General features: G+C 50.4%; 13 protein-coding genes and 27 pseudogenes. 19 read left to right on the top strand and 21 right to left on the bottom strand.

Going from position 1 to position 26,758, the window contains the following annotated elements; genetic code table 11:
• Positions 1 to 197: 197 nt before the first annotated feature.
• From ACOTSW_RS17525 to ACOTSW_RS17495, 7 pseudogenes are all read right to left on the bottom strand, one after another.
• Positions 198 to 413 (bottom strand): annotated as a pseudogene (locus tag ACOTSW_RS17525) (transposase); the annotation flags it as partial.
• Between the two features lies 1 nt (position 414).
• Positions 415 to 627 (bottom strand): annotated as a pseudogene (locus ACOTSW_RS17520) (IS3 family transposase); the annotation flags it as partial.
• Positions 618 to 737: pseudogene (locus tag ACOTSW_RS17515) on the bottom strand (IS6 family transposase); the annotation flags it as partial. The pseudogenes ACOTSW_RS17520 and ACOTSW_RS17515, both read right to left, overlap by 10 nt.
• A 113-nt stretch (positions 738 to 850) precedes the next feature.
• Positions 851 to 964: pseudogene (locus tag ACOTSW_RS17510) on the bottom strand (recombinase family protein); the annotation flags it as partial.
• Positions 965 to 1,391: 427 nt separating this feature from the next.
• Positions 1,392 to 1,517 (bottom strand): annotated as a pseudogene (locus ACOTSW_RS17505) (SMR family transporter); the annotation flags it as partial.
• Positions 1,518 to 1,628: pseudogene (locus ACOTSW_RS17500) on the bottom strand (IS3 family transposase); the annotation flags it as partial.
• Positions 1,629 to 1,882: 254 nt separating this feature from the next.
• Positions 1,883 to 1,969: pseudogene (locus ACOTSW_RS17495) on the bottom strand (recombinase family protein); the annotation flags it as partial.
• On the opposite strand from ACOTSW_RS17495, the pseudogene ACOTSW_RS17490 reads away from it, so the two are divergent.
• Positions 1,963 to 2,070 (top strand): annotated as a pseudogene (locus ACOTSW_RS17490) (DDE-type integrase/transposase/recombinase); the annotation flags it as partial. The pseudogenes ACOTSW_RS17495 and ACOTSW_RS17490 overlap by 7 nt on opposite strands.
• A 396-nt stretch (positions 2,071 to 2,466) precedes the next feature.
• On the opposite strand, the pseudogene ACOTSW_RS17485 reads toward ACOTSW_RS17490, so the two are convergent.
• The 3 pseudogenes from ACOTSW_RS17485 to ACOTSW_RS17475 all read right to left on the bottom strand — a co-directional run.
• A pseudogene (locus tag ACOTSW_RS17485) lies at positions 2,467 to 2,850 on the bottom strand (DDE-type integrase/transposase/recombinase); the annotation flags it as partial.
• Positions 2,851 to 3,586: 736 nt separating this feature from the next.
• A pseudogene (locus tag ACOTSW_RS17480) lies at positions 3,587 to 3,862 on the bottom strand (DDE-type integrase/transposase/recombinase); the annotation flags it as partial.
• A pseudogene (locus tag ACOTSW_RS17475) lies at positions 3,855 to 4,160 on the bottom strand (IS5/IS1182 family transposase); the annotation flags it as partial. The pseudogenes ACOTSW_RS17480 and ACOTSW_RS17475, both read right to left, overlap by 8 nt.
• On the opposite strand from ACOTSW_RS17475, the gene ACOTSW_RS17470 reads away from it, so the two are divergent.
• Positions 4,133 to 4,282 (top strand): acyloxyacyl hydrolase, encoded by a 150-nt coding sequence (locus tag ACOTSW_RS17470; protein WP_423682369.1) that lies wholly within the window; start codon positions 4,133 to 4,135, stop codon positions 4,280 to 4,282. The pseudogene ACOTSW_RS17475 and the gene ACOTSW_RS17470 sit on opposite strands and share 28 nt — an antisense overlap.
• A 150-nt stretch (positions 4,283 to 4,432) precedes the next feature.
• On the opposite strand, the pseudogene ACOTSW_RS17465 reads toward ACOTSW_RS17470, so the two are convergent.
• A pseudogene (locus tag ACOTSW_RS17465) lies at positions 4,433 to 4,711 on the bottom strand (IS5/IS1182 family transposase); the annotation flags it as partial.
• A gap of 493 nt (positions 4,712 to 5,204) precedes the next feature.
• Positions 5,205 to 5,297 (bottom strand): annotated as a pseudogene (locus ACOTSW_RS17460) (IS5/IS1182 family transposase); the annotation flags it as partial.
• A gap of 93 nt (positions 5,298 to 5,390) precedes the next feature.
• Between ACOTSW_RS17460 and ACOTSW_RS17455 the strand changes: the two are divergent.
• From ACOTSW_RS17455 to ACOTSW_RS17445, 3 genes and pseudogenes are all read left to right on the top strand, one after another.
• Positions 5,391 to 5,639 (top strand): annotated as a pseudogene (locus ACOTSW_RS17455) (transposase); the annotation flags it as partial.
• A 50-nt stretch (positions 5,640 to 5,689) separates the two neighbouring features.
• Complete coding sequence (gene qacE / locus ACOTSW_RS17450; RefSeq protein WP_058646820.1) at positions 5,690 to 5,986, top strand: quaternary ammonium compound efflux SMR transporter QacE; 297 nt, start codon at positions 5,690 to 5,692, stop codon at positions 5,984 to 5,986.
• Positions 5,976 to 6,326, top strand: a pseudogene (locus ACOTSW_RS17445) (IS5 family transposase); the annotation flags it as partial. The gene qacE and the pseudogene ACOTSW_RS17445, both read left to right, overlap by 11 nt.
• A gap of 38 nt (positions 6,327 to 6,364) precedes the next feature.
• Here the strand turns inward: ACOTSW_RS17445 and ACOTSW_RS17440 are convergent.
• A pseudogene (locus ACOTSW_RS17440) lies at positions 6,365 to 6,433 on the bottom strand (recombinase family protein); the annotation flags it as partial.
• Between the two features lie 103 nt (positions 6,434 to 6,536).
• On the opposite strand from ACOTSW_RS17440, the gene ACOTSW_RS17435 reads away from it, so the two are divergent.
• Positions 6,537 to 6,761, top strand: a complete 225-nt coding sequence (locus ACOTSW_RS17435; protein ID WP_423680299.1) for a hypothetical protein — start codon at positions 6,537 to 6,539, stop codon at positions 6,759 to 6,761.
• Between the two features lie 391 nt (positions 6,762 to 7,152).
• Here ACOTSW_RS17435 and ACOTSW_RS17430 read toward each other — a convergent pair.
• Positions 7,153 to 7,515, bottom strand: a pseudogene (locus ACOTSW_RS17430) (recombinase family protein); the annotation flags it as partial.
• 110 nt (positions 7,516 to 7,625) lie between these two features.
• Here ACOTSW_RS17430 and ACOTSW_RS17425 point away from each other — a divergent pair.
• From ACOTSW_RS17425 to ACOTSW_RS17410, 4 pseudogenes are all read left to right on the top strand, one after another.
• A pseudogene (locus tag ACOTSW_RS17425) lies at positions 7,626 to 7,828 on the top strand (aminoglycoside adenylyltransferase domain-containing protein); the annotation flags it as partial.
• A gap of 223 nt (positions 7,829 to 8,051) precedes the next feature.
• Positions 8,052 to 8,396: pseudogene (locus ACOTSW_RS17420) on the top strand (Tn3 family transposase); the annotation flags it as partial.
• A pseudogene (locus tag ACOTSW_RS17415) lies at positions 8,384 to 8,800 on the top strand (IS6 family transposase); the annotation flags it as partial. The pseudogenes ACOTSW_RS17420 and ACOTSW_RS17415, both read left to right, overlap by 13 nt.
• Before the next feature lie 130 nt (positions 8,801 to 8,930).
• A pseudogene (locus tag ACOTSW_RS17410) lies at positions 8,931 to 9,445 on the top strand (transposase); the annotation flags it as partial.
• A 17-nt stretch (positions 9,446 to 9,462) separates the two neighbouring features.
• On the opposite strand, the pseudogene ACOTSW_RS17405 reads toward ACOTSW_RS17410, so the two are convergent.
• From ACOTSW_RS17405 to ACOTSW_RS17395, 3 genes and pseudogenes are all read right to left on the bottom strand, one after another.
• Positions 9,463 to 10,056, bottom strand: a pseudogene (locus ACOTSW_RS17405) (integrase core domain-containing protein); the annotation flags it as partial.
• A 4-nt stretch (positions 10,057 to 10,060) separates the two neighbouring features.
• Positions 10,061 to 10,836, bottom strand: a pseudogene (locus ACOTSW_RS17400) (IS3 family transposase); the annotation flags it as partial.
• 138 nt (positions 10,837 to 10,974) lie between these two features.
• Positions 10,975 to 12,102, bottom strand: a complete 1,128-nt coding sequence (locus ACOTSW_RS17395) for an ISL3 family transposase (protein WP_423680298.1) — start codon at positions 12,100 to 12,102, stop codon at positions 10,975 to 10,977.
• A gap of 68 nt (positions 12,103 to 12,170) precedes the next feature.
• Between ACOTSW_RS17395 and ACOTSW_RS17390 the strand changes: the two genes are divergently transcribed.
• Positions 12,171 to 13,351 (top strand): IS3 family transposase gene (locus ACOTSW_RS17390; RefSeq protein WP_423680297.1). Its coding sequence is split into 2 segments (ribosomal slippage): positions 12,171 to 12,423 and positions 12,423 to 13,351, totalling 1,182 coding nucleotides; the frame shifts between segments, so codons are not numbered across the junction.
• Positions 13,352 to 13,429: 78 nt separating this feature from the next.
• Here ACOTSW_RS17390 and ACOTSW_RS17385 read toward each other — a convergent pair.
• Complete coding sequence (locus tag ACOTSW_RS17385; protein WP_200179190.1) at positions 13,430 to 14,647, bottom strand: IS256 family transposase; 1,218 nt, start codon at positions 14,645 to 14,647, stop codon at positions 13,430 to 13,432.
• A gap of 148 nt (positions 14,648 to 14,795) precedes the next feature.
• Here ACOTSW_RS17385 and ACOTSW_RS17380 point away from each other — a divergent pair, with 148 nt between their 5' ends.
• From ACOTSW_RS17380 to ACOTSW_RS17350, 7 genes and pseudogenes are all read left to right on the top strand, one after another.
• Positions 14,796 to 16,046 carry an IS256 family transposase gene (locus ACOTSW_RS17380; protein WP_423682368.1) on the top strand — a complete coding sequence of 417 codons (1,251 nt, stop codon included), beginning with the start codon at positions 14,796 to 14,798 and terminating at the stop codon, positions 16,044 to 16,046.
• Positions 16,047 to 16,073: 27 nt separating this feature from the next.
• Positions 16,074 to 18,170: pseudogene (locus ACOTSW_RS17375) on the top strand (Tn3 family transposase); the annotation flags it as partial.
• Between the two features lie 855 nt (positions 18,171 to 19,025).
• Positions 19,026 to 19,190, top strand: a pseudogene (locus tag ACOTSW_RS17370) (SMR family transporter); the annotation flags it as partial.
• The gene (sul1, locus tag ACOTSW_RS17365) at positions 19,184 to 20,023 is read left to right on the top strand and encodes a sulfonamide-resistant dihydropteroate synthase Sul1 (protein WP_000259031.1); all 840 of its coding nucleotides are present in this window, start codon (positions 19,184 to 19,186) and stop codon (positions 20,021 to 20,023) included. The pseudogene ACOTSW_RS17370 and the gene sul1, both read left to right, overlap by 7 nt.
• Positions 20,024 to 20,150: 127 nt before the next feature.
• Positions 20,151 to 20,423 (top strand): annotated as a pseudogene (locus ACOTSW_RS17360) (GNAT family N-acetyltransferase); the annotation flags it as partial.
• Between the two features lie 569 nt (positions 20,424 to 20,992).
• Positions 20,993 to 22,309, top strand: a complete 1,317-nt coding sequence (locus ACOTSW_RS17355; protein ID WP_423680296.1) for an ATP-binding protein — start codon at positions 20,993 to 20,995, stop codon at positions 22,307 to 22,309.
• 284 nt (positions 22,310 to 22,593) lie between these two features.
• Positions 22,594 to 22,995 (top strand): annotated as a pseudogene (locus tag ACOTSW_RS17350) (recombinase family protein); the annotation flags it as partial.
• On the opposite strand, the gene ACOTSW_RS17345 reads toward ACOTSW_RS17350, so the two are convergent.
• Positions 22,955 to 24,310, bottom strand: coding sequence for a hypothetical protein (locus ACOTSW_RS17345; protein ID WP_423680295.1), 1,356 nt, complete (start codon positions 24,308 to 24,310; stop codon positions 22,955 to 22,957). The pseudogene ACOTSW_RS17350 and the gene ACOTSW_RS17345 overlap by 41 nt on opposite strands.
• A 313-nt stretch (positions 24,311 to 24,623) precedes the next feature.
• Positions 24,624 to 24,761 carry a hypothetical protein gene (locus ACOTSW_RS17340; protein ID WP_423680294.1) on the bottom strand — a complete coding sequence of 46 codons (138 nt, stop codon included), beginning with the start codon at positions 24,759 to 24,761 and terminating at the stop codon, positions 24,624 to 24,626.
• Positions 24,762 to 24,908: 147 nt separating this feature from the next.
• On the opposite strand from ACOTSW_RS17340, the gene ACOTSW_RS17335 reads away from it, so the two are divergent.
• Positions 24,909 to 25,310 (top strand): transposase, encoded by a 402-nt coding sequence (locus ACOTSW_RS17335; protein ID WP_423680293.1) that lies wholly within the window; start codon positions 24,909 to 24,911, stop codon positions 25,308 to 25,310.
• 110 nt (positions 25,311 to 25,420) lie between these two features.
• On the opposite strand, the gene ACOTSW_RS17330 is transcribed toward ACOTSW_RS17335, so the two are convergent.
• The gene (locus ACOTSW_RS17330) at positions 25,421 to 26,464 is read right to left on the bottom strand and encodes an IS110 family transposase (protein WP_423680291.1); all 1,044 of its coding nucleotides are present in this window, start codon (positions 26,462 to 26,464) and stop codon (positions 25,421 to 25,423) included.
• Between the last annotated feature and the right edge of the window lie 294 nt (positions 26,465 to 26,758).

Here is a 26,758-nt window from a genome sequence, read left to right as displayed (position 1 = left end):
TCTGCGAACCCCCCGTTACCCAGCGTAACGGGGGGTTTTGCTTTTAGGCTTTGCTTTGAATGCGTTCATCTGATCGCCGATGTCCTTACGCATTGGCGGTGCTGTGATGGCAGTTGATCGGTTCGTACAGGCTCACTCTCAGCCGGTTTGCCTGATGCCGGACACTGATTCCTGAACGTAACAATAAAAACGGGGCTTTCGCCGATTGCCTCGCTGTCATAGCCTTTGTCGGCAATCATGGCACCCGCCTTTGGTAATTTCGCGATCAATTCCGGCGCGGCCTTGCAGTCATGGATCGCGCCACTGGTGATATCAAAGTCGATGGGTAACCCATACCCATCCACCGCCAAATGAATCTTCGTGGTATTGCCAGCACGACTTTTTCCTATGCCTTCATCGCTATCGCTTGCCGCCAATGGACCAACTCTTGTTGATTTCGTCGGGCACTACCAATGGTTGCGGGTCTCTTGTTGGAAGTCGCTTTTTACCAATGCGGCGCCGGTTCATCTTTAGTCCACAATAAACGCGATAAACCCTCTTATGATTCCAGATGTGGCCACGTCGCCTTATTAACTGAAAATACTTGCCAAATCCCCGTTCCGGAAAACGTTCTGCCAATTCCTGCAAAACTGGTTCTGACGCATCTGAATGTCAGCGCCGGTGTCAGCGATGATACTGAGGATGGCTGCGGTATTGGCGCCGCTTTTGTCAATCGTGATCGAATCAGGTAAATCGTGTTGTCCTGTTGATTTGCATTTAAAACTGACCCACCAAACGGCCTAATTTGCATCGAATATTGACCCACGTTTAAACGCTATCCTGCTTATTTTGCGAGCAGGAGAATGGAGTGATACCGCCCGGATGGTGTGCCGGTGTCGATGGAGTCGGTGAGGCTCCTGAACTGGACACCGTGCTTGTGCAGATCGCCGACCAGATCGACCAGTTGCTTGACCGACCGGCCCAGGTTGTGTCGCAATAAGCGGATCTGGTAAAGTTTGGTATGGACGATTTTCGCAAAAGCCTCATCAAAAGTACCCTCTGCAAGGTTCTTAAACGACTGCATTATCCGTTGGACAGTTTTGCAGGAATTGGCAGAACGTTTTCCGGAACGGGGATTTGGCAAGTATTTTCAGTTAATAAGGCGACGTGGCCACATCTGGAATCATAAGAGGGTTTATCGCGTTTTGTAGTGGTCTAATGTACCCGGACACTGATTTAGGCGAGAATACTCGTCATGGAGAGGTGTTTGATGAACAAGCAAAGACGTACATTTTCCCCTGAGTTCAAACTGCAGGCCTCCAAAGGTCAGCCTTTGTCCAAAGCTGAACAGTTTTATAGTTTAGCTTTTTAATTTTCCGGACTCTCGCCACATTTTTTGTCCGTTCTACCTTATTGCGACACAACCAAAAGGCAGCAATTATGAGCCCCATACCTACAAAGCCCCACGCATCAAGCTTTTGCCCATGAAGCAACCAGGCAATGGCTGTAATTATGACGACGCCGAGTCCCGACCAGACAATGGACCAACTCTTGTTGATTTCGTCGGGCACTACCAATGGTTGCGGGTCTCTTGTTGGAAGTCGCTTTTTACCAATGCGGCGCCGGTTCATCTTTAGTCCACAATAAATGTAGTGGTCAACCCATCCCGGACACTACGTTAAGTTTTTCTTCAGTGACGGCCGGTGCCAGTCCTTGATTGAACTGATGTGGCCGTATCCAGTTATACCGGTGCATCAGGCGGACTTCTCATCGATGCCGGTTTCTTCTGAGATGGCGAGGAAGGGGCGTTTCAGGCTTTGCTCGCCGATCCATTTGGCAAGCCTTGCGGTCATCTCTCTGCCTTCAGCCAGGGGTCGTCTCAGAAAACGGAAAATAAAGCACGCTAAGCGTGCGTGGAGGCTGGCACCCAGCGGTACAGCGTCGGAATGGACACGCCGAGGTTCTTGGCCACGTCCTTGGGATTTGTACCGAGCCGTTGACCGTGAAGGACAAACCATCGATTTCCTGCTCACGGCCAAACGCGATCTGGCTGCTGCGCGTCGCTTCTTTGAGCGTGCTATTGGACAACACGTGTTGATTTGCATTTAAAACTGACCCACCTTTTGCATTGAATATTGACCCACCCTAGATGTTCATATTACTGGTTTAGGTTGTGGATAACTAGTTGTTTTTTTCTCCTTTTCACAACGATGCGAAGCAAAACTCGGAAGAGTTAAGTAGAAAAGAATGTAAGTATTCGCGGTTCTTTAACAATTAACAGTCAATAAATGTGAGCACTTGATGAAAGCGCACCGATCAGTTGAACTGATTGGCATGCTTAAAAAATATCAAATGCTTCACAAGAAATAAAGCAAGACGGATTTCAGAAATGGAATCTGAACTGTCAGTATTTTGAGTGAGCGACACAACCAAATGGCGGTAGCGATACAGCCCTCGGTCAAGATCAGCGTTTCCCTTGATTGAGTTACGTTTTCTCGGGATCACCGCGCGACTGCCTTGACTGGCAATTTGTGCCCTGATTGCCTCGCTGTCATAGCCTTTGTCGGCAATCATGGCACCCGCCTTTGGTAATTTCGCGATCAATTCCGGCGCGGCCTTGCAGTCATGGATCGCGCCACTGGTGATATCGAGCAGGAAATCGATGGTTTGTCCTTCACGGTCAACGGCTCGGTACAAATATTTCCATTGACCCTTCACCTTGATATACGTCTCATCCATGCGCCAACTCCGACCTACGGAACGCTTACGTGAACGAAATATCTTGGCCAGCACAGGCAACATCTTCACAGCCCAGCGATGTACCGTGGCGTGATCAACGACAACGCCGCGTTCTTGCATTATTTCTTCAATGATATTCGGAGGAGAGTCTGCCTTGGCCAGAATGTTGTCTGGCAATGTGTCCGACTTGTTCGTGGTACGGCAATACCTCGATGCTATTCGGACAGGATGAATGATCCAATGGTGTGCATTCACTAGAAGCAAGGATAGTGCAGGAGATAACGCACTATAAATCTTTAATTTTGTTGCAAATTGCGTCAAATTCTGCTTTCACTGCTTGCCTGAAATCTTCCCGAGAGGGGCGGTTGTTCTCATTTGAATTCGGTCGTATAAGCTTTTTTGGGTATCCTGTTCATCATTTGTCTTTCCAAAGTTACGATTATTTTACGTCACCTTTGGGGAACTAAATTTCAGGGGAAGCTCAGTCTCCGGCCCTCCATGCCAGGACAATTCCCATAAAATACCGTGCAGAACTTGTCCTAAATTGATTCCCATCAGCTGGATTTTTTCTAATTCGTGTCCATATTTTTTTGCAGAGAGATCGTTTTCGCAAATGCCAATGATAGTGCTGCAACCAGTGTGAAAGTAGGTTATCGTCAGGCTTGTATTCTGCGAACCCCCCGTTACCCAGCGTAACGGGGGGTTTTGCTTTTAGGCTTTGCTTTGAGTGCGTTCATCTGATCGCCGATGTCCTTACGCCTTGGCGGTGCTGTGATGGCAGTTGATCGGTTCGTACAGGCTCACTCTCAGCCGGTTTGCCTGATGCCGGACACTGATTCCTGAACGTAACAATAAAAACGGGGCTTTCGCCCCGACGACTCATACTCTGTCGTATCCGATAGCGCCACAAGCGCTGGCGGAATTTTCGGCTGGCGTACTGGCTACCCTGATCCGAATGAAACAGTAATCCCTGAGGTCGTCCTCGCTGCTCGTAAGCCATTTCCAGTGCTTGCACAACAAGGTCAGCGTCGGGACGCAGCGAGAATGCCCAGCCCACTGCGCGGCGCGCAAACAAGTCCAACACCACAGCCAGGTAATACCATCGCCCCTGCGCCCAGACATAGGTGATATCTCCGCACCAGACCACTGGTGATATCAAAGTCGATGGGTAACCCATACCCATCCACCGCCAAATGAATCTTCGTGGTATTGCCAGCACGACTTTTTCCTATGCCTTCATCGCTATCGCTTGCCGCGCCCCCGCTGTGCTGATGGGCTTTGGCGTAGCTGCCATCGATAAAGATCCACTCCACATCAGGCGCAATCACCAGGGCTTTAAAAACCTTGAACCACTTGCCGCTGGCTGACCAGGCATTGAACTTTTTATAGATCGAGTTCCAACAACCAAAGGCGGCTGGCAGGTCTCGCCCATATCGGAGTCGGCTACGTATTCAACAACGGCTGGGAAGCCGGTCTCAAGATTCAGCATTTCTCCAATGGCGCTATTAAAAAGCCGAACCCTGGAGTGAATGTGGCGACACTCATAGTGGGCTACCACTTCTGAGCAGAAGCAAAGAGTGAAGTTGAGAAGAAGAATAAAAAGGGGCGAAAGCCCCGTTTTTATTGTTACGTTCAGGAATCAGTGTCCGGCATCAGGCAAACCGGCTGAGAGTGAGCCTGTACGAACCGATCAACTGCCATCACAGCACCGACTGGTGATATCAAAGTCGATGGGTAACCCATACCCATCCACCGCCAAATGAATCTTCGTGGTATTGCCAGCACGACTTTTTCCTATGCCTTCATCGCTATCGCTTGCCGCTCCCCCGCTGTGCTGATGGGCTTTGGCGTAGCTGCCATCGATAAAGATCCACTCCACATCCGGCGCAATCACCAGGGCTTTAAAAACCTTGAACCACTTGCCGCTGGCTGACCAGGCATTGAACTTTTTATAGATCGAGTTCCAACAACCAAAGGCGGCTGGCAGGTCTCGCACAATTGGCGTATGGCCTTAAATCGTTTTATGATTGAGTTTGGTGATCGCATTCAAAAATACGATCACTGACTTGTTCCGTGGCATTTACACAGAAATTCTTACAGGCTCACACTTTCATAATTTCGCTTCAATTTATCAAACCGGGTTGCCAGCGCCCGATACTGCTTTAAACGCGTGTAAACCTCCCCCAATCAGTGCCAGGTATTACTAGAGTTTTGAGGTTGATGAAATAATCGGTATTCAACAGGTGTCATCCCGTTGAGCGAATCATGTGGACATTGCTCGGAGCAATGTCCACATGATTCGCTCAACGGGATGACACCTGTTGAATACCGATTATTTCATCAACCTCAAAACTCTAGTAATACCTGGCACTGATTGGGGGAGGTTTACAATTTACTTGAATGCAAAAATTGGTTTGAGGACGATAACGATTTAACCCTTAAGATCGATAAAAAAAATTTGATTTGGTCTACGGTCTGTTGACGTTTCACATAGGCAGCCATAAAAAAGCACAGGCCATGGCGACGACACTTTCATAATTTCGCTTCAATTTATCAAACCGGGTTGCCAGCGCCCGATACTAGGGTCTGTTGACGTTTGAACGTAAGCCTTTGAAAAAGAAAGGCAAACTCGTATTGTTAAGGTTTTCACACCGATCCAACACGAGTTTGCCATGCCCCGATTACTGCTCAATGACGAGCTCTGGTCGAAGCTACGAAAGAGTTTGCTTCAAGAACGTATTTATAACAAGCGAGATTTACGCCTGATGGTCGAAGGCATGCTATATCGCATGAGAATAGGCTGTCCATGGCGAGACCTGCCAGCCGCCTTTGGTTGTTGGAACTCGATCTATAAAAAGTTCAATGCCTGGTCAGCCAGCGGCAAGTGGTTCAAGGTTTTTAAAGCCCTGGTGATTGCGCCTATTATTTTTAAGCGTGCATAATAAGCCCTACACAAATTGGGAGATATATCATGAAAGGCTGGCTTTTTCTTGTTATCGCAATAGTTGGCGAAGTAATCGCAACATCCGCATTAAAATCTAGCGAGGGCTTTACTAAGCTTGCCCCTTCCGCCGTTGTCATAATCGGTTATGGCATCGCATTTTATTTTCTTTCTCTGGTTCTGAAATCCATCCCTGTCGGTGTTGCTTATGCAGTCTGGTCGGGACTCGGCGTCGTCATAATTACAGCCATTGCCTGGTTGCTTCATGGGCAAAAGCTTGATGCGTGGGGCTTTGTAGGTATGGGGCTCATAATTGCTGCCTTTTGATATCACCAGTGGCGCGATCCATGACTGCAAGGCCGCGCCGGAATTGATCGCGAAATTACCAAAGGCGGGTGCCATGATTGCCGACAAAGGCTATGACAGCGAGGCAATCCGGGCACAAATTGCCAGTCAAGGCAGTCGCGCGGTGATCCCGAGAAAACGTAACTCAATCAAGGGAAACGCTGATCTTGACCGAGGGCTGTATCGCTACCGCCATTTGGTTGAAAATGCGTTTGCGCGTTTAAAGCAGTATCGGGCGCTGGCAACCCGGTTTGATAAATTGAAGCGAAATTATGAAAGTGTCGTCGCCATGGCCTGTGCTTTTTTATGGCTGCCTATGTGAAACGTCAACAGACCCTAGGCGGAGGCTGGTATCCAGCGTTATAAGATCGGAATGGACACGCCGAGGTTTTTGGCCACGTCCTTGGGCAGAACTCCGCTGGGCAGCAGGGAGTTTCGATGCACTGAATTGACGCCTAAAAATCCGTCGTCATTTATGGCGTTATGATATTATCGGTCTGGATTGCTAGATCCTAGGCTCACGGAGGCAGTTATGATCGGCTCAATTAGTTCGTATTCCACAGCCCAGATAGGCAACGCGGCAGCATTCAAGGCGGCTTCGGCAACCGACCCGATTTCCGACGCTACGGAAAGTTCGGGCACATCGGGCACCCAAGGTGGCTCACAGACGATTTCCACACTGGCCCGACAACTGGCAGCGAGCGCCAGCCGTGCCGAAGAGTCGTTGATTGCGATGCTGGAGAGAGGTGAGATTTGAAGTGCGTCAACACGGGAATGAAATGGAGTAAGGATTCATATTTACACCATTTCAATCATAAAATCCGCATACCCTTAAACTCTATAAATTGTTCAATGAGATGTTTAATTTTGAATTTTTTTGTAATTCTAAGAAACTAAGTCTTTTGAACTCTGCGCGTTATAAGTTATTTTTACCGTTATCTCACACCTATGTCTGAAGGAGTTAAGCATGGATGACCACAAAAATCCGTCAAATCTCGCACCAATTGCAGCGTGGGCCGGACATGGGCTGAGGCCGCCAGAAGGCTATAACAGCTTTTTGGAATATGCGGTGGCGACGATGGATACGAGAAGCTTGGAGTTGAAAGATATTTTTTGGGGTCGTCTCAGAAAACGGAAAATAAAGCACGCTAAGCGTGCGTGGAGGCTGGCACCCAGCGGTACAGCGTCGGAATGGACACGCCGAGGTTCTTGGCCACGTCCTTGGGCGGCACCCCGCTGGCCAGCAGCTTCTTGGCCGACTCGATCTTGCTGTCGGTCATCTTCGGCTTGCGGCCGCCTTTGCGGCCGAGCTGCTTGGCGACTTCCAGCCCGGCGCGGGTGCGCTCGACGGTCAGCTCGCGCTCCATTTCGGCAAGGCTCGCCATGACGTGGAAGAAGAACCGCCCGGATGGTGTGCCGGTGTCGATGGAGTCGGTGAGGCTCCTGAACTGGACACCGTGCTTGTGCAGATCGCCGACCAGATCGACCAGTTGCTTGACCGACCGGCCCAGCCAACGGATAATGCAGTCGTTTAAGAACCTTGCAGAGGGTACTTTTGATGAGGCTTTTGCGAAAATCGTCCATACCAAACTTTACCAGATCCGCTTATTGCGACACAACCATAAAACGCCTACCTGCCCAGTATCAGCCCGTCTTACTTGAAGCTAAGCAAGCTTATCTGGGACAAAAAGAAGATCACTTGGCCTCACGCGCAGATCACTTGGAAGAATTTATTCGCTTTGTGAAAGGCGAGATCATCAAGTCAGTTGGTAAATGATGTCTAACAATTCGTTCAAGCCGACCGCGCTACGCGCGGCGGCTTAACTCCGGCGTTAGATGCACTAAGCACATAATTGCTCACAGCCAAACTATCAGGTCAAGTCTGCTTTTATTATTTTTAAGCGTGCATAATAAGCCCTACACAAATTGGGAGATATATTCCAAAGGTCAGCCTTTGTCCAAAGCTGAACAGTTTTATAGTTTAGCTTTTTAATTTTCCGGACTCTCGCCACATTTTTTGTCCGTTCTACCTTATTGCGACACAACCGGCCAGATGACGCCCGCCGACCTGGCCAAGTTCGAGGCGCAGCGACGCTATGCCACCCTGGTGGCGCTTGCCATCGAGGGCATGGCCACCGTCACCGACGAAATCATCGACCTGCACGACCGCATCCTGGGCAAGCTGTTCAACGCCGCCAAGAACAAGCATCAGCAGCAATTCCAGGCGTCCGGCAAGGCGATCAACGCCAAGGTGCGGTTGTTCGGCCGCATCGGCCAGGCGCTGATCGAGGCCAAGCAGGCGGGCCGCGATCCGTTCGCCGCCATCGAGGCCGTCATGTCCTGGGATGCCTTCGCCGAGAGCGTCACCGAAGCGCAAATTTGTACCGAGCCGTTGACCGTGAAGGACAAACCATCGATTTCCTGCTCACGGCCAAACGCGATCTGGCTGCTGCGCGTCGCTTCTTTGAGCGTGCTATTGGACAACACGATTTACCTGATTCGATCACGATTGACAAAAGCGGCGCCAATACCGCAGCCATCCTCAGTATCATCGCTGACACCGGCGCTGACATTCAGATGCGTCAGAACAAGTATCTTAACAACATCGTTGAACAAGACCACCGGGCCATTAAGCGAATAACCCGACCCATGATGGGGTTCAAAAATTTCCATTGTGCACAGGCTATCATTGCGGGTATTGAAACCATGCATATGATTCAGAAAAGGCAAATGATACCTGCCTCCAAAGGTCAGCCTTTGTCCAAAGCTGAACAGTTTTATAGTTTAGCTTTTTAATTTTCCGGACTCTCGCCACATTTTTTGTCCGTTCTACCTTATTGCGACACAACCTGTAACCCTCCCGTAAAATCAAGCCATGCATAACTAGAGTTCTTGAGGCAAACTTATATGCCAAGGGAGAACAGAAATGCGTAAGAGCAGATTTACAGAGACACAGATCATTGGAATATTGAAAGCGGTTGAAGCTGGTAGATTAGTCAAAGATGTTTGTCGGGAACATAGTGTTTCTGAAGCGACCTATTACCAATGGAAATCTAAATATGGCGGTATGGAAGCAGCCGACGTAAAGCGCCTCAAAGACTTGGAGGAAGAGAATCGTAAGCTCAAAATGATGGTTGCTGATTTATCGTTAGAGAACCAGGCGTTTAAAGAGGTGATCGGTTTAAAGCGCTAACCCCGAACCAGAAACGGGATTTCGTCAAACAACTGCAAGAGGTTGGACTTAGCCAGCGTCAGGCTTGCAAAGCGATGCAACTCTCACGTTCAAGCATGAGCTATCAGCGGCGGATGGTACCGGATGACGACATCATTGCAGTTTTGCAGGAATTGGCAGAACGTTTTCCGGAACGGGGATTTGGCAAGTATTTTCAGTTAATAAGGCGACGTGGCCACATCTGGAATCATAAGAGGGTTTATCGCGTTTTGTAAACCTCCCCCAATCAGTGCCAGGTATTACTAGAGTTTTGAGGTTGATGAAATAATCGGTATTCAACAGGTGTCATCCCGTTGAGCGAATCATGTGGACATTGCTCGTTGTAATCGTTCATCCACAATTCTGTTCTTTCTTTGACCTCCTGCAAGTTCTTAAAAACATACATATCTAATACCCCTTGGCGGTAGCTGCGGTTGAAGCGTTCAATAAAACCATTTTGCATGGGTCTACCTGGTTCGATAAACTCCAGATGAACATCATGCTTTTGCGCCCAATCAGCTAAGGTTACTGAGATAAATTCAGGTCCATTGTCCATTCTGATCTGTGCCGGAAAGCCACGCCAGGCAACGATCCTCTCAAGCACCCGGATGACTCGGGACGCGGGTAAATTTAAATCAATTTCAATCGCCAGTACTTCCCGATTAAAATCATCGACGACATTGAAAGTTCTAAAACGCCTTCCACACCATAAAGCATCACTCATAAAATCAATGGACCAACTCTTGTTGATTTCGTCGGGCACTACCAATGGTTGCGGGTCTCTTGTTGGAAGTCGCTTTTTACCAATGCGGCGCCGGTTCATCTTTAGTCCACAATAAACGCAGCGAGAATGCCCAGCCCACTGCGCGGCGCGCAAACAAGTCCAACACCACAGCCAGGTAATACCATCGCCCCTGCGCCCAGACATAGGTGATATCTCCGCACCAGACCCGATTAGGCGCCTCCACTGTGAATTCTCGATTGAGGTGGTTCGGAATATCAACCCGTTCCACCGTAGCCTGCTTATAGGCATGACTGCCAGGTTGCTTACAGACTAGCCCTAATTCTTCCATCAAACGGCTGACTTTGAAGCGGCCAATTGCCGTGCCTTCCTCACGCATCATGCCTACGATGCTGCGACTCCCAGCCGAACTACGACTCTCGACAAACAGTTCGTGCACACGGCTACGCAATGCCAAGCGCTCAACATCTATTTGCCGAGTGCGCTCCCGATGCGCGTAGAGACAAGATCGTGCTATATCGAACACCGCACAGATCAACTCGATGGATTCGTCACCACAAATCTGATCGATTACCTCGTACGTTCTATCCCTTCCGACATCAAGAGCGCGGTAGCCTTTTTTAAAATGGCCTTCTCTCGCTCAAGACGCTCAACGCGCGCCTCAAGTTCCTGTATTCGCTGTTGATCTGGCGTGATGGCCTTGCCCGGTGGCGTGCCGCCTTGTCGCTCCAGTTGCAACTGCTGTACCCAGCGCCGCAGCACCGATTCGCCAATGCCGACTGACCGACTTGCCTCCACGTGGCTGTATCCCTGATCCAGTACCAGACAGGCTGCCTGCAGTTTGAACTCAGGGGAAAATGTACGTCTTTGCTTGTTCATCAAACACCTCTCCATGACGAGTATTCTCGCCTAAATCAGTGTCCGGGTACATTAGACCACTACAGGGTATGCGGATTTTATGATTGAAATGGTGTAAATATGAATCCTTACTCCATTTCATTCCCGTGTTGACGCACTTCAAATCTCACCTCTCTCCAGCATCGCAATCAACGACTCCATATCCACCCCATAGTTCTTTTCTGGTACGTACGGCTTGGGTGGTTTAGGCTGGTGCAGTTGCAATGGTTTAGCTGGTGCCGACATGCTATACGCAGCAAGTGACGGGATGAGCATCAGTTCATCGTTTTCGATCTGAATTTTCTCTTTCACTGGCCGTTTTTCAAACTTAGGCCGTGACTGCTTATGTTTGTGCAATCCTTCCGTGAACAGCATTTTGGCACGTAGTGCTTCAAAGCTATAACCACGGCCACTGCGATTCATGACGCGCACCAGGTTGTTTAAGCTTTCGGTGTAGGCATTGGTAATGGGATGCTCAAAGTAACCCATAATCTCCGGTAGCCAGTTGTTGAATGCGGTCAGAATAGGCTGGAAGTGCGGTTCAAGCTCAGTCGGGATGGATCGCGTCCAGTCTTTATAGGCTTGTAGCGCTTCGTAGTGATCTGGCGCATCCCAAATGCCATAGAATTCTTCTTTGAGCCTGTGCGCCATGCCTAGCAGTGGGTAGTTTGATGTCCAGCCGGATAGCAGCAACGCTTCTTTGTCGTTCAGGTCGTGTTCGCGCTTGAGCAGCACGAACCGGTCATGCATCAGACCACGGCGCTGTTTGAGTGTTAGTTCAGCGCGTGTCGCCTTGCGTACGCTTTCCATTGCCACATTCGCCATACGCACGACGTGGAATTTATCAACGACGATCCGGGCATCCGGCAGCACCGCCCTGACGGCTTCTTTGTACGGTTGCCACATGTCCATCGCGACGTATTGAATATTCTTTCGCTCTTCAAGTCTAAACAGATACTTCGCTACTGTGTCTTTATTGCGATTGACCAGCATATCAACGATCGTGCGGTTTTGAATGTTCGTGATGACGCAGCGCGGTTTGATGAGGTAAATTTCATCAATGCCCAACCACTTTGGCGTATCGAACTTGATTGTCTTTTCGAGTTCAGCAACATAATCACGGAAGATGTTGCGCACGGACTTCTCATCGATGCCGGTTTCTTCTGAGATGGCGAGGAAGGGGCGTTTCAGGCTTTGCTCGCCGATCCATTTGGCAAGCCTTGCGGTCATCTCTCTGCCTTCAGCCACTGAGCTTCCCCTGAAATTTAGTTCCCCAAAGGTGACGTAAAATAATCGTAACTTTGGAAAGACAAATGATGAACAGGATACCCAAAAAAGCTTATACGACCGAATTCAAAGAACTGGCCGTCAAACGTGTATCAGACGGTGAAGCCATCTCTGTAGTCGTCAAGGAACTAGGTTTAAGCGACCAAACGCTGCGCAACTGGATCAAAGCAGCATCAGAAGGGAAACTCAAAGGTGCTGGCCAGAAAGTTGTTACACCTGAAGCCATGGAGCTATCTCGATTAAGAGCAGAGGTTGCCAGACTCAAGCGGGAGAACGAAATCATAAAAAAGGCGGCGGCATACTTCGCGAAAGATGTTCTGTGAAGTATGCATGGATTGCTGCCAACAGTAAAACCTATTCTTTGGCAGAGATGTGCGCCGTAGTTAAAGTCAGTGTGAGTGGTTATCGCGCTTGGCAACGAGGTGGAATTCCTGGCAGAAAGCGATTAACGGACGTACAGATGCTGGCAATCATTCGCGCCATTCATGCAGAACTCAAGGGCGCGTATGGCAGCCCGCGCATGATCAGAGAACTGAGATTGCGCGGCTTTACAGCCAGCAAAGAACGTGTCGAAAGATTGATGCGAGAGCATGGCATACGCGCAAGGCATAAGCGCCGCTACAAGGTAACGACAGACTCGAAACATGCGTTACCTGTTGCAGACAATCTGCTCGATAGAAACTTTCTGCCGACGGCGCCGAATCAAGCATGGACTTCTGATATCACTTACTTATGGACAGACGAAGGATGGCTCTATCTGGCTATCGTGCTTGATCTATTTAACCGGGAGGTGATTGGTTGGTCACTCAAGCCACGCATGACCAGTGACATTGTGATGGATGCTTTAACGATGGCATGGTTCCGCCGCCGACCGCCAACTGGTGTGATGCATCATTCTGATCGTGGTAGTCAATATGCCAGCAATGCGTTCCAGAGCAAGCTCAAGGAATATGGCATGGTTTGCTCGATGAGCCGCAAAGGAAATTGTTGGGATAATGCACCCACCGAGAGCTGGTTTAATAGCTTCAAGAATGAGCGTTATCATGGAATTCGTTACGCAACCCATGATGCAATGAAGGCAGCAAGCTTTGAATATATTGAAGTGTTTTATAATCGAACCCGCCAGCACTCAACATTAGGTTATCGCTCGCCGGTTCAATATCTGGAAGACTGGATGAAGAAACAAATTCAAGAGAATCTGGCTGCATGACATTCACCTGATGGTGAACTAATTACCGAGGGAAGCTCAGAGCCTGTAAGAATTTCTGTGTAAATGCCACGGAACAAGTCAGTGATCGTATTTTTGAATGCGATCACCAAACTCAATCATAAAACGATTTAAGGCCATACGCCAATTGTGAATCGGCATGGTCCATTTCTTTGCAGCCTGAGAGATGGCAAGATAGACTACTTTCATGGCTGATTCATCGCTTGGAAATAGCTTTCTGCGCTTGGTTGCCGAACGGATGACGCTGTTAAGTGACTCAATCGCATTGGTCGTGTAGATCGCTTTGCGTATTTCTGGGGGATACTCAAATAGCGTGCGCAGATTGACCCAGTGTGTCGTCCATGATTTGGCAATTTGCGGATATTGTTCACTCCATTGCTGGCCAAAGCGCTCTAATTCAGTCAATGCTTGATCCTCAGTCGTGGCTTGATAAATTCGCTTGAGATCAGCAGTAACAGCCTTGTAGTCCTTCCACGACACATACTTCAAGCTGTTGCGCACCATGTGGACGATGCATAGCTGAATGCGGGTTTCTGGGTATTCGGCGGCAATCGCTTCAGGGAAACCTTTAAGGCCATCGACGCAAGCGATTAGAATATCTTGCACGCCACGATTTTTTAGTTCAGTCAGCACGGATAGCCAGAACTTCGCTCCCTCATTATCGGACATCCACAGACCGAGTAGCTCTTTCTTACCCTCCATATTCACGCCAAGCGCCAAGTAGATCGCCTTGTTGATGACGCGCATGTTGTCGCGAATTTTAATGACGATACAATCCAAATAGACGATCGAATAAATGGGATCGAGTGGACGCGATTGCCATTGTGTGATTTGCTCTAGAACTCGATCCGTGACCTTGGAAATCAATGTAGGCGAGACGTCTGCATCGTACATTTCTTTAAAAGTCTGCACAATTTCGCGGGTCGATAGTCCCTTGGCGTACAGCGTCAGAATTTGATCGTCCATCGCCGTTAAGCGCGTTTGTCCTTTGCGCAAGAGCTGCGGCTCGAAGCTACCGTCACGGTCTCGTGGCGTGAGAATTTCTACTTCTCCATGCGTACCTTTGAGACGTTTTGCGGTACTGCCATTGCGTGTATTTCCTCGCCCTGGCTTGCTATCCGAATGCTTCTCGTAACCCAAATGTTCAGTGAGTTCGGCATTTAAGGCGGTTTCTACAGTGAGCTTGACCAGCTCCCTCGACAGCATATTCAGATCCGCTTCCGTCTTGATGTCCTTGGCAAGCTCCTTTGCCAAAGCTTTCAGTTTTTCTCTATCCATTAAAATGTCCATCGGTAATTCCTCGCTCGAGAGGTTAATAGACCGTGGACATTTACACAAATTTATTTACAGGCTCGAGCCTGTAAGAATTTCTGTGTGAACCGGGGTCATGAAATAATACCGAAAGGGATTTGCCATGACCGATACGATGACCACGAAAAAACCTCGCAAAAAGAAAGAACCATACCCATTTCCAGTTGAGCTGGTTGATCAGCTGCTGGCCCAAGTTCAGAACAAGGACGCCGAGTCGATTCTTGGCGAATCTGGCTTGGCAGGGCAGCTCAAGAAGATGCTGGCCGAGCGCATGTTGGCAGCCGAATTAACGCATCACTTGGCCAACGAGGAAACGACCAGCAAAAATCACCGAAACGGCACCACGCCCAAGAGGGTGCTGGCACCGGGCGGCGAACTTCACCTCGACATCCCACGTGACCGCCTGTCCAGTTTTGAGCCGCAACTGGTGGCCAAAGGCCAGCGGCGCATGCCGGGCTTCGACGACCATGTGATCAGCATGTACGCGCGCGGCATGAGCGTCCGTGAGATCCAAGGGCATCTGCTGGAACTGTACGGCACAGAGGTGTCGCCGATGCTGATCTCGACCATCACGGACGAAGTGATCGACGAAGTCACCCAGTGGCAGCAACGACCACTGGAAGCGATGTACCCGATAGTCTACTTCGACGCTCTGCGCCTAAAGATCCGCGACGAAGGCACCGTGAAGAACAAAGCGGTCTACCTGGCGCTGGGCATCCGAGCGGACGGCTGCAAGGAGGTGCTAGGGCTGTGGATCGAGCAAACCGAGGGTGCCAAGTTCTGGCTGAAGGTGTTTAACGAGCTCAAGAACCGTGGGCTGGACGATATTCTGATTGCTGTCGTTGACGGCTTGCGCGGCTTCCCAGAGGCCATTGAAGCGGTTTATCCGCAAGCGCAGATCCAGACCTGCATCGTGCACTTGATCCGCAACTCGACCACGCTGGCGGCCTGGAAGGACCGCAAGGAACTGGCTGCAGCATTGAAACCCGTCTACCAAGCCGCCAATGCCGACTTGGCCGCAGCGGCGCTGGACGCGTTTGAGGCTGGGCCGTGGGGCAAGAAATTCCCGACCGTGGCGGCGATGTGGCGGCGCCAGTGGCAGCAGGTGATGCCGTTCTTTGCCTACCCGCCGGAGGTACGCACCATTATCTACACCACCAACGCCATCGAGAGTCTGCATATGCGCCTCAGGAAGATCGTTAAGAACCGTGGGCACTTCCCCAGCGACGAGGCAGCGACTAAACTGCTGTTCCTAGCCTTGCGCAATATTGAAAAAGATTGGAAGATGCCACAGCGCACTTGGAAGCTGGCGGCCAATCAGTTTGCCATCATGTTTGGCGAACGCTTCACCAACGCGATTAACTAAAACCCGGCCCCGCACACACAGAATTTCTTACACGTCCGCATCGGCCAGGCGCTGATCGAGGCCAAGCAGGCGGGCCGCGATCCGTTCGCCGCCATCGAGGCCGTCATGTCCTGGGATGCCTTCGCCGAGAGCGTCACCGAAGCGCAACGGCTCGCGCAGCCCGAGGACTTCGATTTCCTGCACCGCATCGGCGAAAGCTACGCCACGCTGCGCCGCTACGCGCCGGAATTCCTTGCCGTGCTCAAGCTGCGGGCCGCTCCCGCCGCGAAGGACGTGCTCGACGCCATCGAGGTGCTGCGCGGCATGAACAGCGACAACGCCCGCAAGGTGCCCGCCGACGCGCCGACCGAGTTCATCAAGCCGCGCTGGCAGAAGCTGGTCATGACCGACACCGGCATCGACCGGCGCTACTACGAACTGTGCGCGCTGTCGGAGATGAAGAACGCGTTGCGTTCCGGCGACATCTGGGTGCAGGGGTCGCGCCAGTTCAAGGACTTCGAGGACTACCTGGTGCCGCCCGCGAAATTCGCCAGCCTCAAGCAGGCCAGCGAATTGCCGCTGGCCGTGGCCACCGACTGCAACCGGTACCTGAACGACCGGCTGACGCTGCTGGAAACACAGCTTGCCACCGTCAACCGTATGGCGACGGCCAACGAGCTGCCGGACGCCATCATCACCGAGTCAGGCTTGAAGATCACGCCGCTCGACGCGGCGGTACCCGACACCGCCCAAGCGCTGATCGACCAGACGGCAATGATCCTGCCGCACGTCAAGATCACCGAACTGCTGCTGGAGGTGGACGAATGGACGGACTTCACTCGGCATTTCGCGCATCTGAAATCGGGCGACCCGGCCAAAGACAAGAACCTGTTGCTGACCACGATCCTCGCCGACGCGATCAACCTGGGCCTGACCAAGATGGCCGAGTCCTGCCCCGGCACGACCTACGCCAAGCTCGCCTGGCTACAAGCCTGGCATACCCGCGACGAAACCTATTCGACAGCGCTGGCCGAGTTGGTGAACGCCCAATTCCGGCATCCCTTCGCCGAACACTGGGGCGACGGCACCACGTCATCGTCGGACGGCCAGAACTTCCGAACCGGGAGCAAGGCCGAGAGTACCGGTCACATCAACCCGAAATATGGCAGCAGCCCTGGGCGAACCTTCTACACCCATATATCCGACCAGTACGCGCCGTTCCACACCAAGGTGGTCAATGTCGGCGTGCGCGACTCGACCTATGTACTTGACGGCCTGCTGTACCACGAGTCCGACCTGCGCATCGAGGAACACTACACCGACACGGCAGGCTTCACCGATCACGTCTTTGCCCTGATGCATCTCCTGGGCTTCCGCTTTGCGCCGCGCATCCGTGACCTGGGCGACACCAAGCTGTTCATCCCCAAGGGGGATACCGCCTATGACGCGCTCAAACCGATGATTAGCAGCGACAGGCTGAACATCAAGGCTATTCGTGCCCACTGGGATGAAATTCTGCGGCTGGCGTTCATCCCCAAGGGGGATACCGCCTATGACGCGCTCAAACCGATGATTAGCAGCGACAGGCTGAACATCAAGGCTATTCGTGCCCACTGGGATGAAATTCTGCGGCTGGCCACCTCGATCAAGCAGGGCACAGTGACGGCTTCCCTGATGCTCAGGAAGCTCGGCAGCTATCCGCGCCAGAACGGCTTGGCCGTCGCCCTGCGCGAGCTGGGCCGCATCGAGCGCACGCTGTTCATTCTGGACTGGCTGCAAAGCGTCGAGCTGCGCCGCCGCGTGCATGCCGGACTGAACAAGAGCGAAGCCCGCAACGCCTTGGCCCGCGCCGTGTTCTTCAACCGCCTGGGCGAAATTCGTGACCGCAGTTTTGAGCAGCAGCGCTACCGGGCCAGCGGCCTCAACCTAGTGACGGCTGCCATCGTGTTGTGGAACACGGTCTATCTGGAGCGTGCCACCAGTGCTTTGCGTGCCCACGGCAAGGCGCTGGACGACACGTTGCTGCAATATCTGTCACCGCTGGGGTGGGAGCATATCAACCTGACCGGCGATTACCTATGGCGCAGCAGTGCCAAGGTCGGTGCGGGGAAGTTCAGGCCATTGCGACCGCTGCCACCGGCTTAGCGTACGATTTTTTCCGTTTTCTGAGACGGCCCCTAGATGTAATGTTCATGCGGGATTTCAGAGAAACAGGTGAGATTTTGGAATAGGGAGGGGAGAAAATGGAATAGGTGAGGGGTGTGGATTGAATAGGCAATCATTTTGAGGTGAGAAAATGGAATAGGGGGTGTGGATAACTTATCTGGTGCAAATAAAGCGAATATCGGTGTAATTATAGTAATTAAATGTTCATATTATGAAAAAAATTCCTATCACATTTCTAATGTAGCAATATTTCGTAAGCTAACCCAATTTAAACTGCTTACGAAAATGATGAAAGCTTCTTTGAGGTGAGAAAACGGAATAGGCAAAACCTTACCTTTAGCCCAGGATTTCTTTGAGGTGAGAAAATGGAATAGGCAAATGAGGGTTTTTAGGCTGGTGACATCAAAGGTGAGAAAATTGAATAGGGAAATTCACCTTTACTGTGCTTTAAATACACAAAAGTACTAAAAAATTATTGCCTTACCAATACTTTGGATCAAAATTGGAGCGGTTTAATTGATGAATATGCAATTCAGAGATCTTGCCTATTCCATTTGCTCACCTCAAGTGCTTAATGAACGGCGAAAACCATATCCTTTCCATATTTCCACGCAACGGATACACTACAAACTGGTGGCATCATCTCAACTATCTTAGCTTGATGGCGGCAGATGATTGAATGTAAGAAGATGCCGCTAATATTGAAAGACAAAGATAATTGGCCTTGAGCCTGTAAATAAATTTGTGTAAATGTCCACGGTCTATTAACCTCTCGAGCGAGGAATTACCGATGGACATTTTAATGGATAGAGAAAAACTGAAAGCTTTGGCAAAGTCTGGTCGGGACTCGGCGTCGTCATAATTACAGCCATTGCCTGGTTGCTTCATGGGCAAAAGCTTGATGCGTGGGGCTTTGTAGGTATGGGGCTCATAATTGCTGCCTTTTTGCTCGCCCGATCCCCATCGTGGAAGTCGCTGCGGAGGCCGACGCCATGGTGACGGTGTTCGGCATTCTGAATCTCACCGAGGACTCCTTCTTCGATGAGAGCCGGCGGCTAGACCCCGCCGGCGCTGTCACCGCGGCGATCGAAATGCTGCGAGTCGGATCAGACGTCGTGGATGTCGGACCGGCCGCCAGCCATCCGGACGCGAGGCCTGTATCGCCGGCCGATGAGATCAGACGTATTGCGCCGCTCTTAGACGCCCTGTCCGATCAGATGCACCGTGTTTCAATCGACAGCTTCCAACCGGAAACCCAGCGCTATGCGCTCAAGCGCGGCGTGGGCTACCTGAACGATATCCAAGGATTTCCTGACCCTGCGCTCTATCCCGATATTGCTGAGGCGGACTGCAGGCTGGTGGTTATGCACTCAGCGCAGCGGGATGGCATCGCCACCCGCACCGGTCACCTTCGACCCGAAGACGCGCTCGACGAGATTGTGCGGTTCTTCGAGGCGCGGGTTTCCGCCTTGCGACGGAGCGGGGTCGCTGCCGACCGGCTCATCCTCGATCCGGGGATGGGATTTTTCTTGAGCCCCGCACCGGAAACATCGCTGCACGTGCTGTCGAACCTTCAAAAGCTGAAGTCGGCGTTGGGGCTTCCGCTATTGGTCTCGGTGTCGCGGAAATCCTTCTTGGGCGCCACCGTTGGCCTTCCTGTAAAGGATCTGGGTCCAGCGAGCCTTGCGGCGGAACTTCACGCGATCGGCAATGGCGCTGACTACGTCCGCACCCACGCGCCTGGAGATCTGCGAAGCGCAATCACCTTCTCGGAAACCCTCGCGAAATTTCGCAGTCGCGACGCCAGAGACCGAGGGTTAGATCATGCCTAGCATTCACCTTCCGGCCGCCCGCTAGCGGACCCTGGTCAGGTTCCGCGAAGGTGGGCGCAGACATGCTGGGCTCGTCAGGATCAAACTGCACTATGAGGCGGCGGTTCATACCGCGCCAGGGGAGCGAATGGACAGCGAGGAGCCTCCGAACGTTCGGGTCGCCTGCTCGGGTGATATCGACGAGGTTGTGCGGCTGATGCACGACGCTGCGGCGTGGATGTCCGCCAAGGGAACGCCCGCCTGGGACGTCGCGCGGATCGACCGGACATTCGCGGAGACCTTCGTCCTGAGATCCGAGCTCCTAGTCGCGAGTTGCAGCGACGGCATCGTCGGCTGTTGCACCTTGTCGGCCGAGGATCCCGAGTTCTGGCCCGACGCCCTCAAGGGGGAGGCCGCATATCGGTTGTGTCGCAATAAGCGGATCTGGTAAAGTTTGGTATGGACGATTTTCGCAAAAGCCTCATCAAAAGTACCCTCTGCAAGGTTCTTAAACGACTGCATTATCCGTTGCCTCCAAAGGTCAGCCTTTGTCCAAAGCTGAACAGTTTTATAGTTTAGCTTTTTAATTTTCCGGACTCTCGCCACATTTTTTGTCCGTTCTACCTTATTGCGACACAACCTGAAATTCGCCTAACCATAATAGGTAGACAAGTTCTTTCGGGAGCGATTTATAACTGAAGTGAAGGTGAAATAACTGACTGGCTCTATGACTATACTGTCGATTAGTCATTCAAATTTGAATGATGCCAGTAGTGCAATCGGTTACTCTTGAACACAATAACCATCATTTTTACGCGCATATAAGAGAAATGAAATGCATTTTTATGCGCGTAAAAATGTATAAAATACCATTGTTACGCGCATAAAAATGAAAAATTAAGTATAATCAGATTTAAAATATGACTGTAAAAATATGACTGTAAAAATATGACAACACCGCTGTTATTGCCATATTCTGAGGGGACGTAATTGAAACGACAATTACTTGACAAGCTAATCAATTGGAAATCGCAGCAGCAACGCAAGCCGTTGCTGATTGATGGGGCGCGTCAAACCGGAAAAACGTATCTGCTGAAACAATTATTCGGACAGGAATTTACTCGCACGCTTCATCTCGATTTTCTGGAACGCCCTGATCTTGCCCAAGCATTTGCGGGATCACTAGCGCCAAACGATATTCTGTCAAATATTGAATTGCTCACTGGGCAAGTTTTTAATCCAGCTACCGATTTATTAATACTCGACGAAATTGGTGAGTGTGAACGTGCGATTTCATCCTTAAAATATTTTGCGGAAAAAACTCCAGACTATTACATTGCTGCGAGTGGTTCTAATATCGGATTACTCAATTCTTTTCCCGTTGGCAAAGTCGAGCAATATAATTTGCGTCCACTGACGTTTTACGAATTTCTACTTGCTTCAAATGAGCCCGCGCTGATCAAGGCTTTCGAAAAACAAGTTAATAGCCCCGCAGCACACAGCATATTATTAGATAAGCTTACCGATTACTATTTCACTGGTGGACTGCCTGAGGCGGTAGCCGCATGGTTTGCGAACCCAGTTGCAAGCATACTCGAACGTATATCAAACGTTACCCATATTCACCAGAATTTAGTAGAAGGGTACCGTCGCGATTTTGGGAAGTATTCAAACAAAGGCGACGCTCAATTGATTGAAGCCGTCTTCAATCAAATTCCCGCGCAATTGTCCGCGGTCGTCGATGAGTCTGTTAATCGTTTCAAATTCAAAGGTGTCTATGGAAAAAAATCACGCTACGGCGAATTTGAAACAGCGATCAATTGGCTGCACAGATGTCGCCTCGCATTGAAGAATCACCCGATAGAAGGAATGCCGAGAACACCGCTGGCCGCTTACCAAGAAGAAAACAAAGTTAAACTCTTCATGTTTGACATCGGTCTACTCAACAATATGCTTGGTGTCGGCTATCTCGAAATCAAACAACAAGCATTCGAATATAAAGGTTACATTGCTGAAAATTTCGTCCAACAAGAATTGGCCGCAATAGGCATAGAACCTAGTTTTTCATGGAATGACGCACGTGCAGAAATTGAATTCATTGTCACCAATGATCAAGGCCAAATCATTCCGGTTGAAGTTAAAAGCGGCAAACGCACGCGTGCAAAGTCGCTGCAATCATATGTTGAAAAATGCAAACCACATAAAACCATTAAGCTCACTGGTACGCAGGGCTCTACAGAAATCGAGAAAACTCATATCGTGATGCCGCTTTATTACGCACAATATTTACCAGCTCGATGGTCATGATGCAAGAACTAGGTATCGTTGTTGACCATTTGTCCCTAAATCACTAGGCAAGCATGAGAAAAAATGGTTGTGTCGCAATAAGGTAGAACGGACAAAAAATGTGGCGAGAGTCCGGAAAATTAAAAAGCTAAACTATAAAACTGTTCAGCTTTGGACAAAGGCTGACCTTTGGAGGCAACGGATAATGCAGTCGTTTAAGAACCTTGCAGAGGGTACTTTTGATGAGGCTTTTGCGAAAATCGTCCATACCAAACTTTACCAGATCCGCTTATTGCGACACAACCCGCGAGGGTGACACACTCGTGGTTTGGAAATTGGATCGCCTGGGACGCAGCGTCAAGAATCTGGTCGATTTGGTTGGCGAACTGCATCAGCAAGGTATCCAGTTCAAGAGCCTGACCGATGCCATCGATACTGGCACGCCCTCTGGGCGCTTCTTTTTCCACGTCATGGCCAGCTTGGCCGAAATGGAGCGGGAGCTGACAGTCGAGCGCACCCGCGCAGGGCTGGAAGTTGCCCGACAACTCGGCAGAAAAGGCGGGCGCCGACGGCAAATGACCGAAAGCAAGATCGAGTCGGCGAAGAAACTATTGGCCAACGGCGTCCCGCCGCGTGACGTGGCCACGAATCTTGGTGTTTCCGTTCCTACCCTGTACCGCTGGATTCCTGCCTCAGGGCGTGTTTAGTCGCGAAAGAATCGGGGGCATCATTCTTGTGGCGAAGTTCGTCGGTTTGCTGCGGGCTTTGCTCGAATAGAGTTTCGATCAGACTCAGGGGGGCTTTGTCTTTACCCTCTGCTCGGTGCGTCCGGTAGTTAAAATCCAGGTCGATTTTTGATTGCAGGTCAGCAGCATAGCCTTTCGGATATTGGGCCTGCTCAATGGCTGGCAAGCTCTTGTAATGTTCAAGAACTTCACTAAAGAAGTTGGTTAACTTTCCTGTTCTGTTATATTCGTCCATGGCTTGCTGAGCCACTTTTACGCGCCATGCTTCTTCTTGGTCGTAAGACTCGCGCCAAGCAGCATGGCGTTCATTCACCGTATATGTACCGCTTTCGTCGTAAATAACGTTCGCCAACTGTTCTGGCGATAGGCCAGCAAACGGGTTTTTTATAGCGCTTCCACCTCTAGCGGCATCGTTGACGAATGCTGTTGCCTGCTTGGCCCTAGCCAATAACTCTGGGTCACTGGTCTTCGGAACCTCGCCATCGTGCCGCGCTTTGTTGGCATAGTAGGCATCGCCGACTACCTGATTCAGAATGCTTTTTGCCTTGTCGGCCAACTCTGAACGGGTGAGTGTTCTATCCCGTTCCTCGGCACGGCTGGCGCTCGCCGCTAGCTGACGGGCCAGCGTAGAAATGGTCTGCATGCCGCCACTTTGAGAGCCTGATGCACCCTGATTTAACAAGATGTCAGAAGTTTGCCAGACCGCAGATGTCACCGTGGAAGCCATCGTGCTGCTGGTTTGCGTAAATAGCGCTTTGATCAGGCTCATGGGGTCTTCGTCTTTACCCTCGGCCTGGTGCGTACGGTAGTTGAAATCTAACCTGATCTTGGATTCCAAATCGCTGGCGTAATCTTTGGGGTACTGCGCTTGCTCGATTGCAGGTAGTTCTTTGAAGTGGTCGAGCACGGATTTGAAGAAATTGGTAAGTTTTCCCGTGCTGTTGTATTCGGCCATGGCTTGGGTTGTGACCTTTACACGCCATTCTTCTTCTTGACGATCGGCTTCATAGGAGGCCGCTCTTCGTTCATTGACTGTATAAGTCCCGCTATCGTCATAAATGATGTTCGCCAATTGCTCTCGTGATAAACCGGCAAATGGATTTTTCTCAGAGGTTCCGCCTCTAGCCGCACTATTAACGTACTCCGTCGCCTGCTTGGCTCTGGCCAATAATTCTGGGTCGCTCGTCTTAGGCACTTCACTGTCGTGTTTGGCCTTGTTGGCGAAGTAAGCATCACCCTGTATCTGGCTCAAAGCGGTTTTTGCCTTGTCCGCCAATTCCGAACGGGTGAGTGTCTTATCCCGCTCTTCGGCACGGCTGGCGCTCGCTGCCAGTTGTCGGGCCAGTGTGGAAATCGTCTGTGAGCCACCTTGGGTGCCCGATGTGCCCGAACTTTCCGTAGCGTCGGAAATCGGGCCTTTGCCAAAGCTTTCAGTTTTTCTCTATCCATTAAAATGTCCATCGGTAATTCCTCGCTCGAGAGGTTAATAGACCGTGGACATTTACACAAATTTATTTACAGGCTCGGAACTTTAGCTCCGTTTGTTTAGACGGACCCTGCTATGTAGTCACCGCGAACTTCGCGCACCTCTAACTCATGTCCAACTCTTCCGATCGTCCATTTCTCAATTTCACCTTGTGATATGGAAAATTCTCTGCCACTTTCACACCGGTTTCCGCTTCTTTTAAGACACTAATGATTTGCTCTTCCGTGAATCGATTCTTCATGTTTGCCTCCATCAGGGCAAACTCTACATTATTACCGTACTAAACTCGGAGAGCAGGTCAATTCAGTTCTAAGAATATAACTACACTTGGACTTCCCCTAATCCAGTAGACATTTAATAATGTCAAAAACTGAGAAGGAAGTGCATCATGAGAAAAAGTCGATTTACCGATGAATTTAAAGCTGAAGCGATCAAACAGATAACGGAACGTGGCCATAAAGTGGTCGATGTAGCGCAAAGATTAGGTATCTCAGATAAGAGTCTCTATCTATGGTTGAGGCAAAGTAACGGAAAGCAATCGATAGCGTCAAACGATGATGTTGTTGCTTTGAAGGCCGAAATGTCACGTCTAAAAGCCGAGTTAAGAAGAACGACCGAGGAGCGAGATATCCTAAAAAATGTATGGTCTGCCCCGGATTTGCAAGCATGTTTTTGTCGAATTCAGAATAACGTTTTGCGTCAATGTATCCGGCCTACGTTTGGAAATGACTATTTCCTGGCCTTGATGGAATCCGCACGCACCTTGCCTCATAAAGCGTTCAGTCATTGAAGACTGCTTTTTTAGCCAGGCTTAAAGTACGTCGGTCAACGGTTCTGTCATCAACAATTACGGCTCGCAAAAACTAGACGGTGTTACTACGGTACTGCAATAGTGCTTCGTTATGCACTTACAGATTCATACGGGAATGGTCGATAGTTTTCGCCACCAGTAAGGACTTTCCAGCATATCCGTACGATTTTGTTTGCCAAAGCGATCAACGCAACGTGTGGATGACAACGTCTTTCAATCTCATGAAGCCACTGCCCCATTCTCGATCGATCGCGCTTCATGTGGATCATGAGCGCTCGAGCGCCCTGGATCACCAGCATTCGCAGATATCCGTTGCCACGTTTGCTGATACTGCCAAGATTGGATTTGCCACCAGTAGAATATTGTCGTGGAACCAGGCCTAGCCAGGCTGCCATATCGCGGGCCTTACCGAATGCTTGGCCATTACCTACGGCAGCAATCATCGCACTTGAGACAATAGGCCCCACACCTGGCACTGTTGAAACAAGCCGGCATAATTCTGACTCCTTGGCGACTTGATGGATTTCCACAGAAGCAGCGTCAATCTCTTCATCCAATGCCAACCAGCGTTGTCGCAATCTGCAGAGCAGTTGTCGCATTCTGGGAGAAAGCGCGTTGTCAACGGCCTCAAGAATACGAGGCAATGCTCGTGCAAATAATGCCCGCCCTACAGGAATAACAATACCATGTTCGAGAAGTAACGCACGCATCTGATTCACGAGCGCAGTGCGTTCCACAATCAGTCGTTGACGTACCCGATGCATTGCTTGCATCTCCAGCTGGTCGGTTGACTTCAATGGTACCGTGCGCATTGTTCCTCGGCTGGCGGCTTCAGCGATTGCTTCAGCATCGTTGAAATCATTCTTGTTGGATTTCAGATAAGGTTTAACGAACTGCGCAGGGATCACGCGAACAGTATGGCCAGCATTCTGAAATTTGCGCCCCCAATATTGGGAACCAGGACAGGACTCCATGGCAACGATGCATGTTGGCGCAGTTGCAGCAAATTCGGCGAGTTGGGTGCGATTGAGTTTCTTGCGTAACAGTGGCTTGCCTTTCTCATCCATACCCACCAAGTGAAACCAGTTCTTGCCAAGATCAATGCCGATAATGTAAGTCGCTTGTGTGCTCATAATGACCTCCCGTTAAAACCTCAGTATGCCGATTATCGGCAGGTGGGGCAGACCATTCCATTAGGCCGCCGCGTACTTTGCCAGGGAGTCAGAGTAAAGTACGCATTCATCGATGCACATCGAAACCGATATCGTTTAACTGGTTGTGTCGCAATAAGGTAGAACGGACAAAAAATGTGGCGAGAGTCCGGAAAATTAAAAAGCTAAACTATAAAACTGTTCAGCTTTGGACAAAGGCTGACCTTTGGAGCAACGGATAATGCAGTCGTTTAAGAACCTTGCAGAGGGTACTTT

The organism is Undibacterium sp. WLHG33 (assembly GCF_049544815.1).
Taxonomy (GTDB): Bacteria; Pseudomonadota; Gammaproteobacteria; order Burkholderiales; family Burkholderiaceae_D; genus Undibacterium.
The sequence above is the reverse complement of the archived record's forward strand: the minus strand, read 5'-3'. Positions and strand labels throughout refer to the sequence as shown.

What these genes read in the sequence shown, in the direction of transcription:
- qacE (WP_058646820.1), top strand. Translation starts at nt 5,690, where the DNA reads ATGAAAGGCTGGCTTTTTCTTGTTATCGCAATAGTTGGCGAAGTAATC.
- ACOTSW_RS17340 (WP_423680294.1), bottom strand. Translation starts at nt 24,761, where the DNA reads ATGAAGAATCGATTCACGGAAGAGCAAATCATTAGTGTCTTAAAAGAA.
- ACOTSW_RS17380 (WP_423682368.1), top strand. Translation starts at nt 14,796, where the DNA reads ATGACCACGAAAAAACCTCGCAAAAAGAAAGAACCATACCCATTTCCA.
- ACOTSW_RS17335 (WP_423680293.1), top strand. Translation starts at nt 24,909, where the DNA reads ATGAGAAAAAGTCGATTTACCGATGAATTTAAAGCTGAAGCGATCAAA.
- ACOTSW_RS17330 (WP_423680291.1), bottom strand. Translation starts at nt 26,464, where the DNA reads ATGAGCACACAAGCGACTTACATTATCGGCATTGATCTTGGCAAGAAC.
- ACOTSW_RS17435 (WP_423680299.1), top strand. Translation starts at nt 6,537, where the DNA reads ATGATCGGCTCAATTAGTTCGTATTCCACAGCCCAGATAGGCAACGCG.
- sul1 (WP_000259031.1), top strand. Translation starts at nt 19,184, where the DNA reads ATGGTGACGGTGTTCGGCATTCTGAATCTCACCGAGGACTCCTTCTTC.
- ACOTSW_RS17385 (WP_200179190.1), bottom strand. Translation starts at nt 14,647, where the DNA reads ATGGATAGAGAAAAACTGAAAGCTTTGGCAAAGGAGCTTGCCAAGGAC.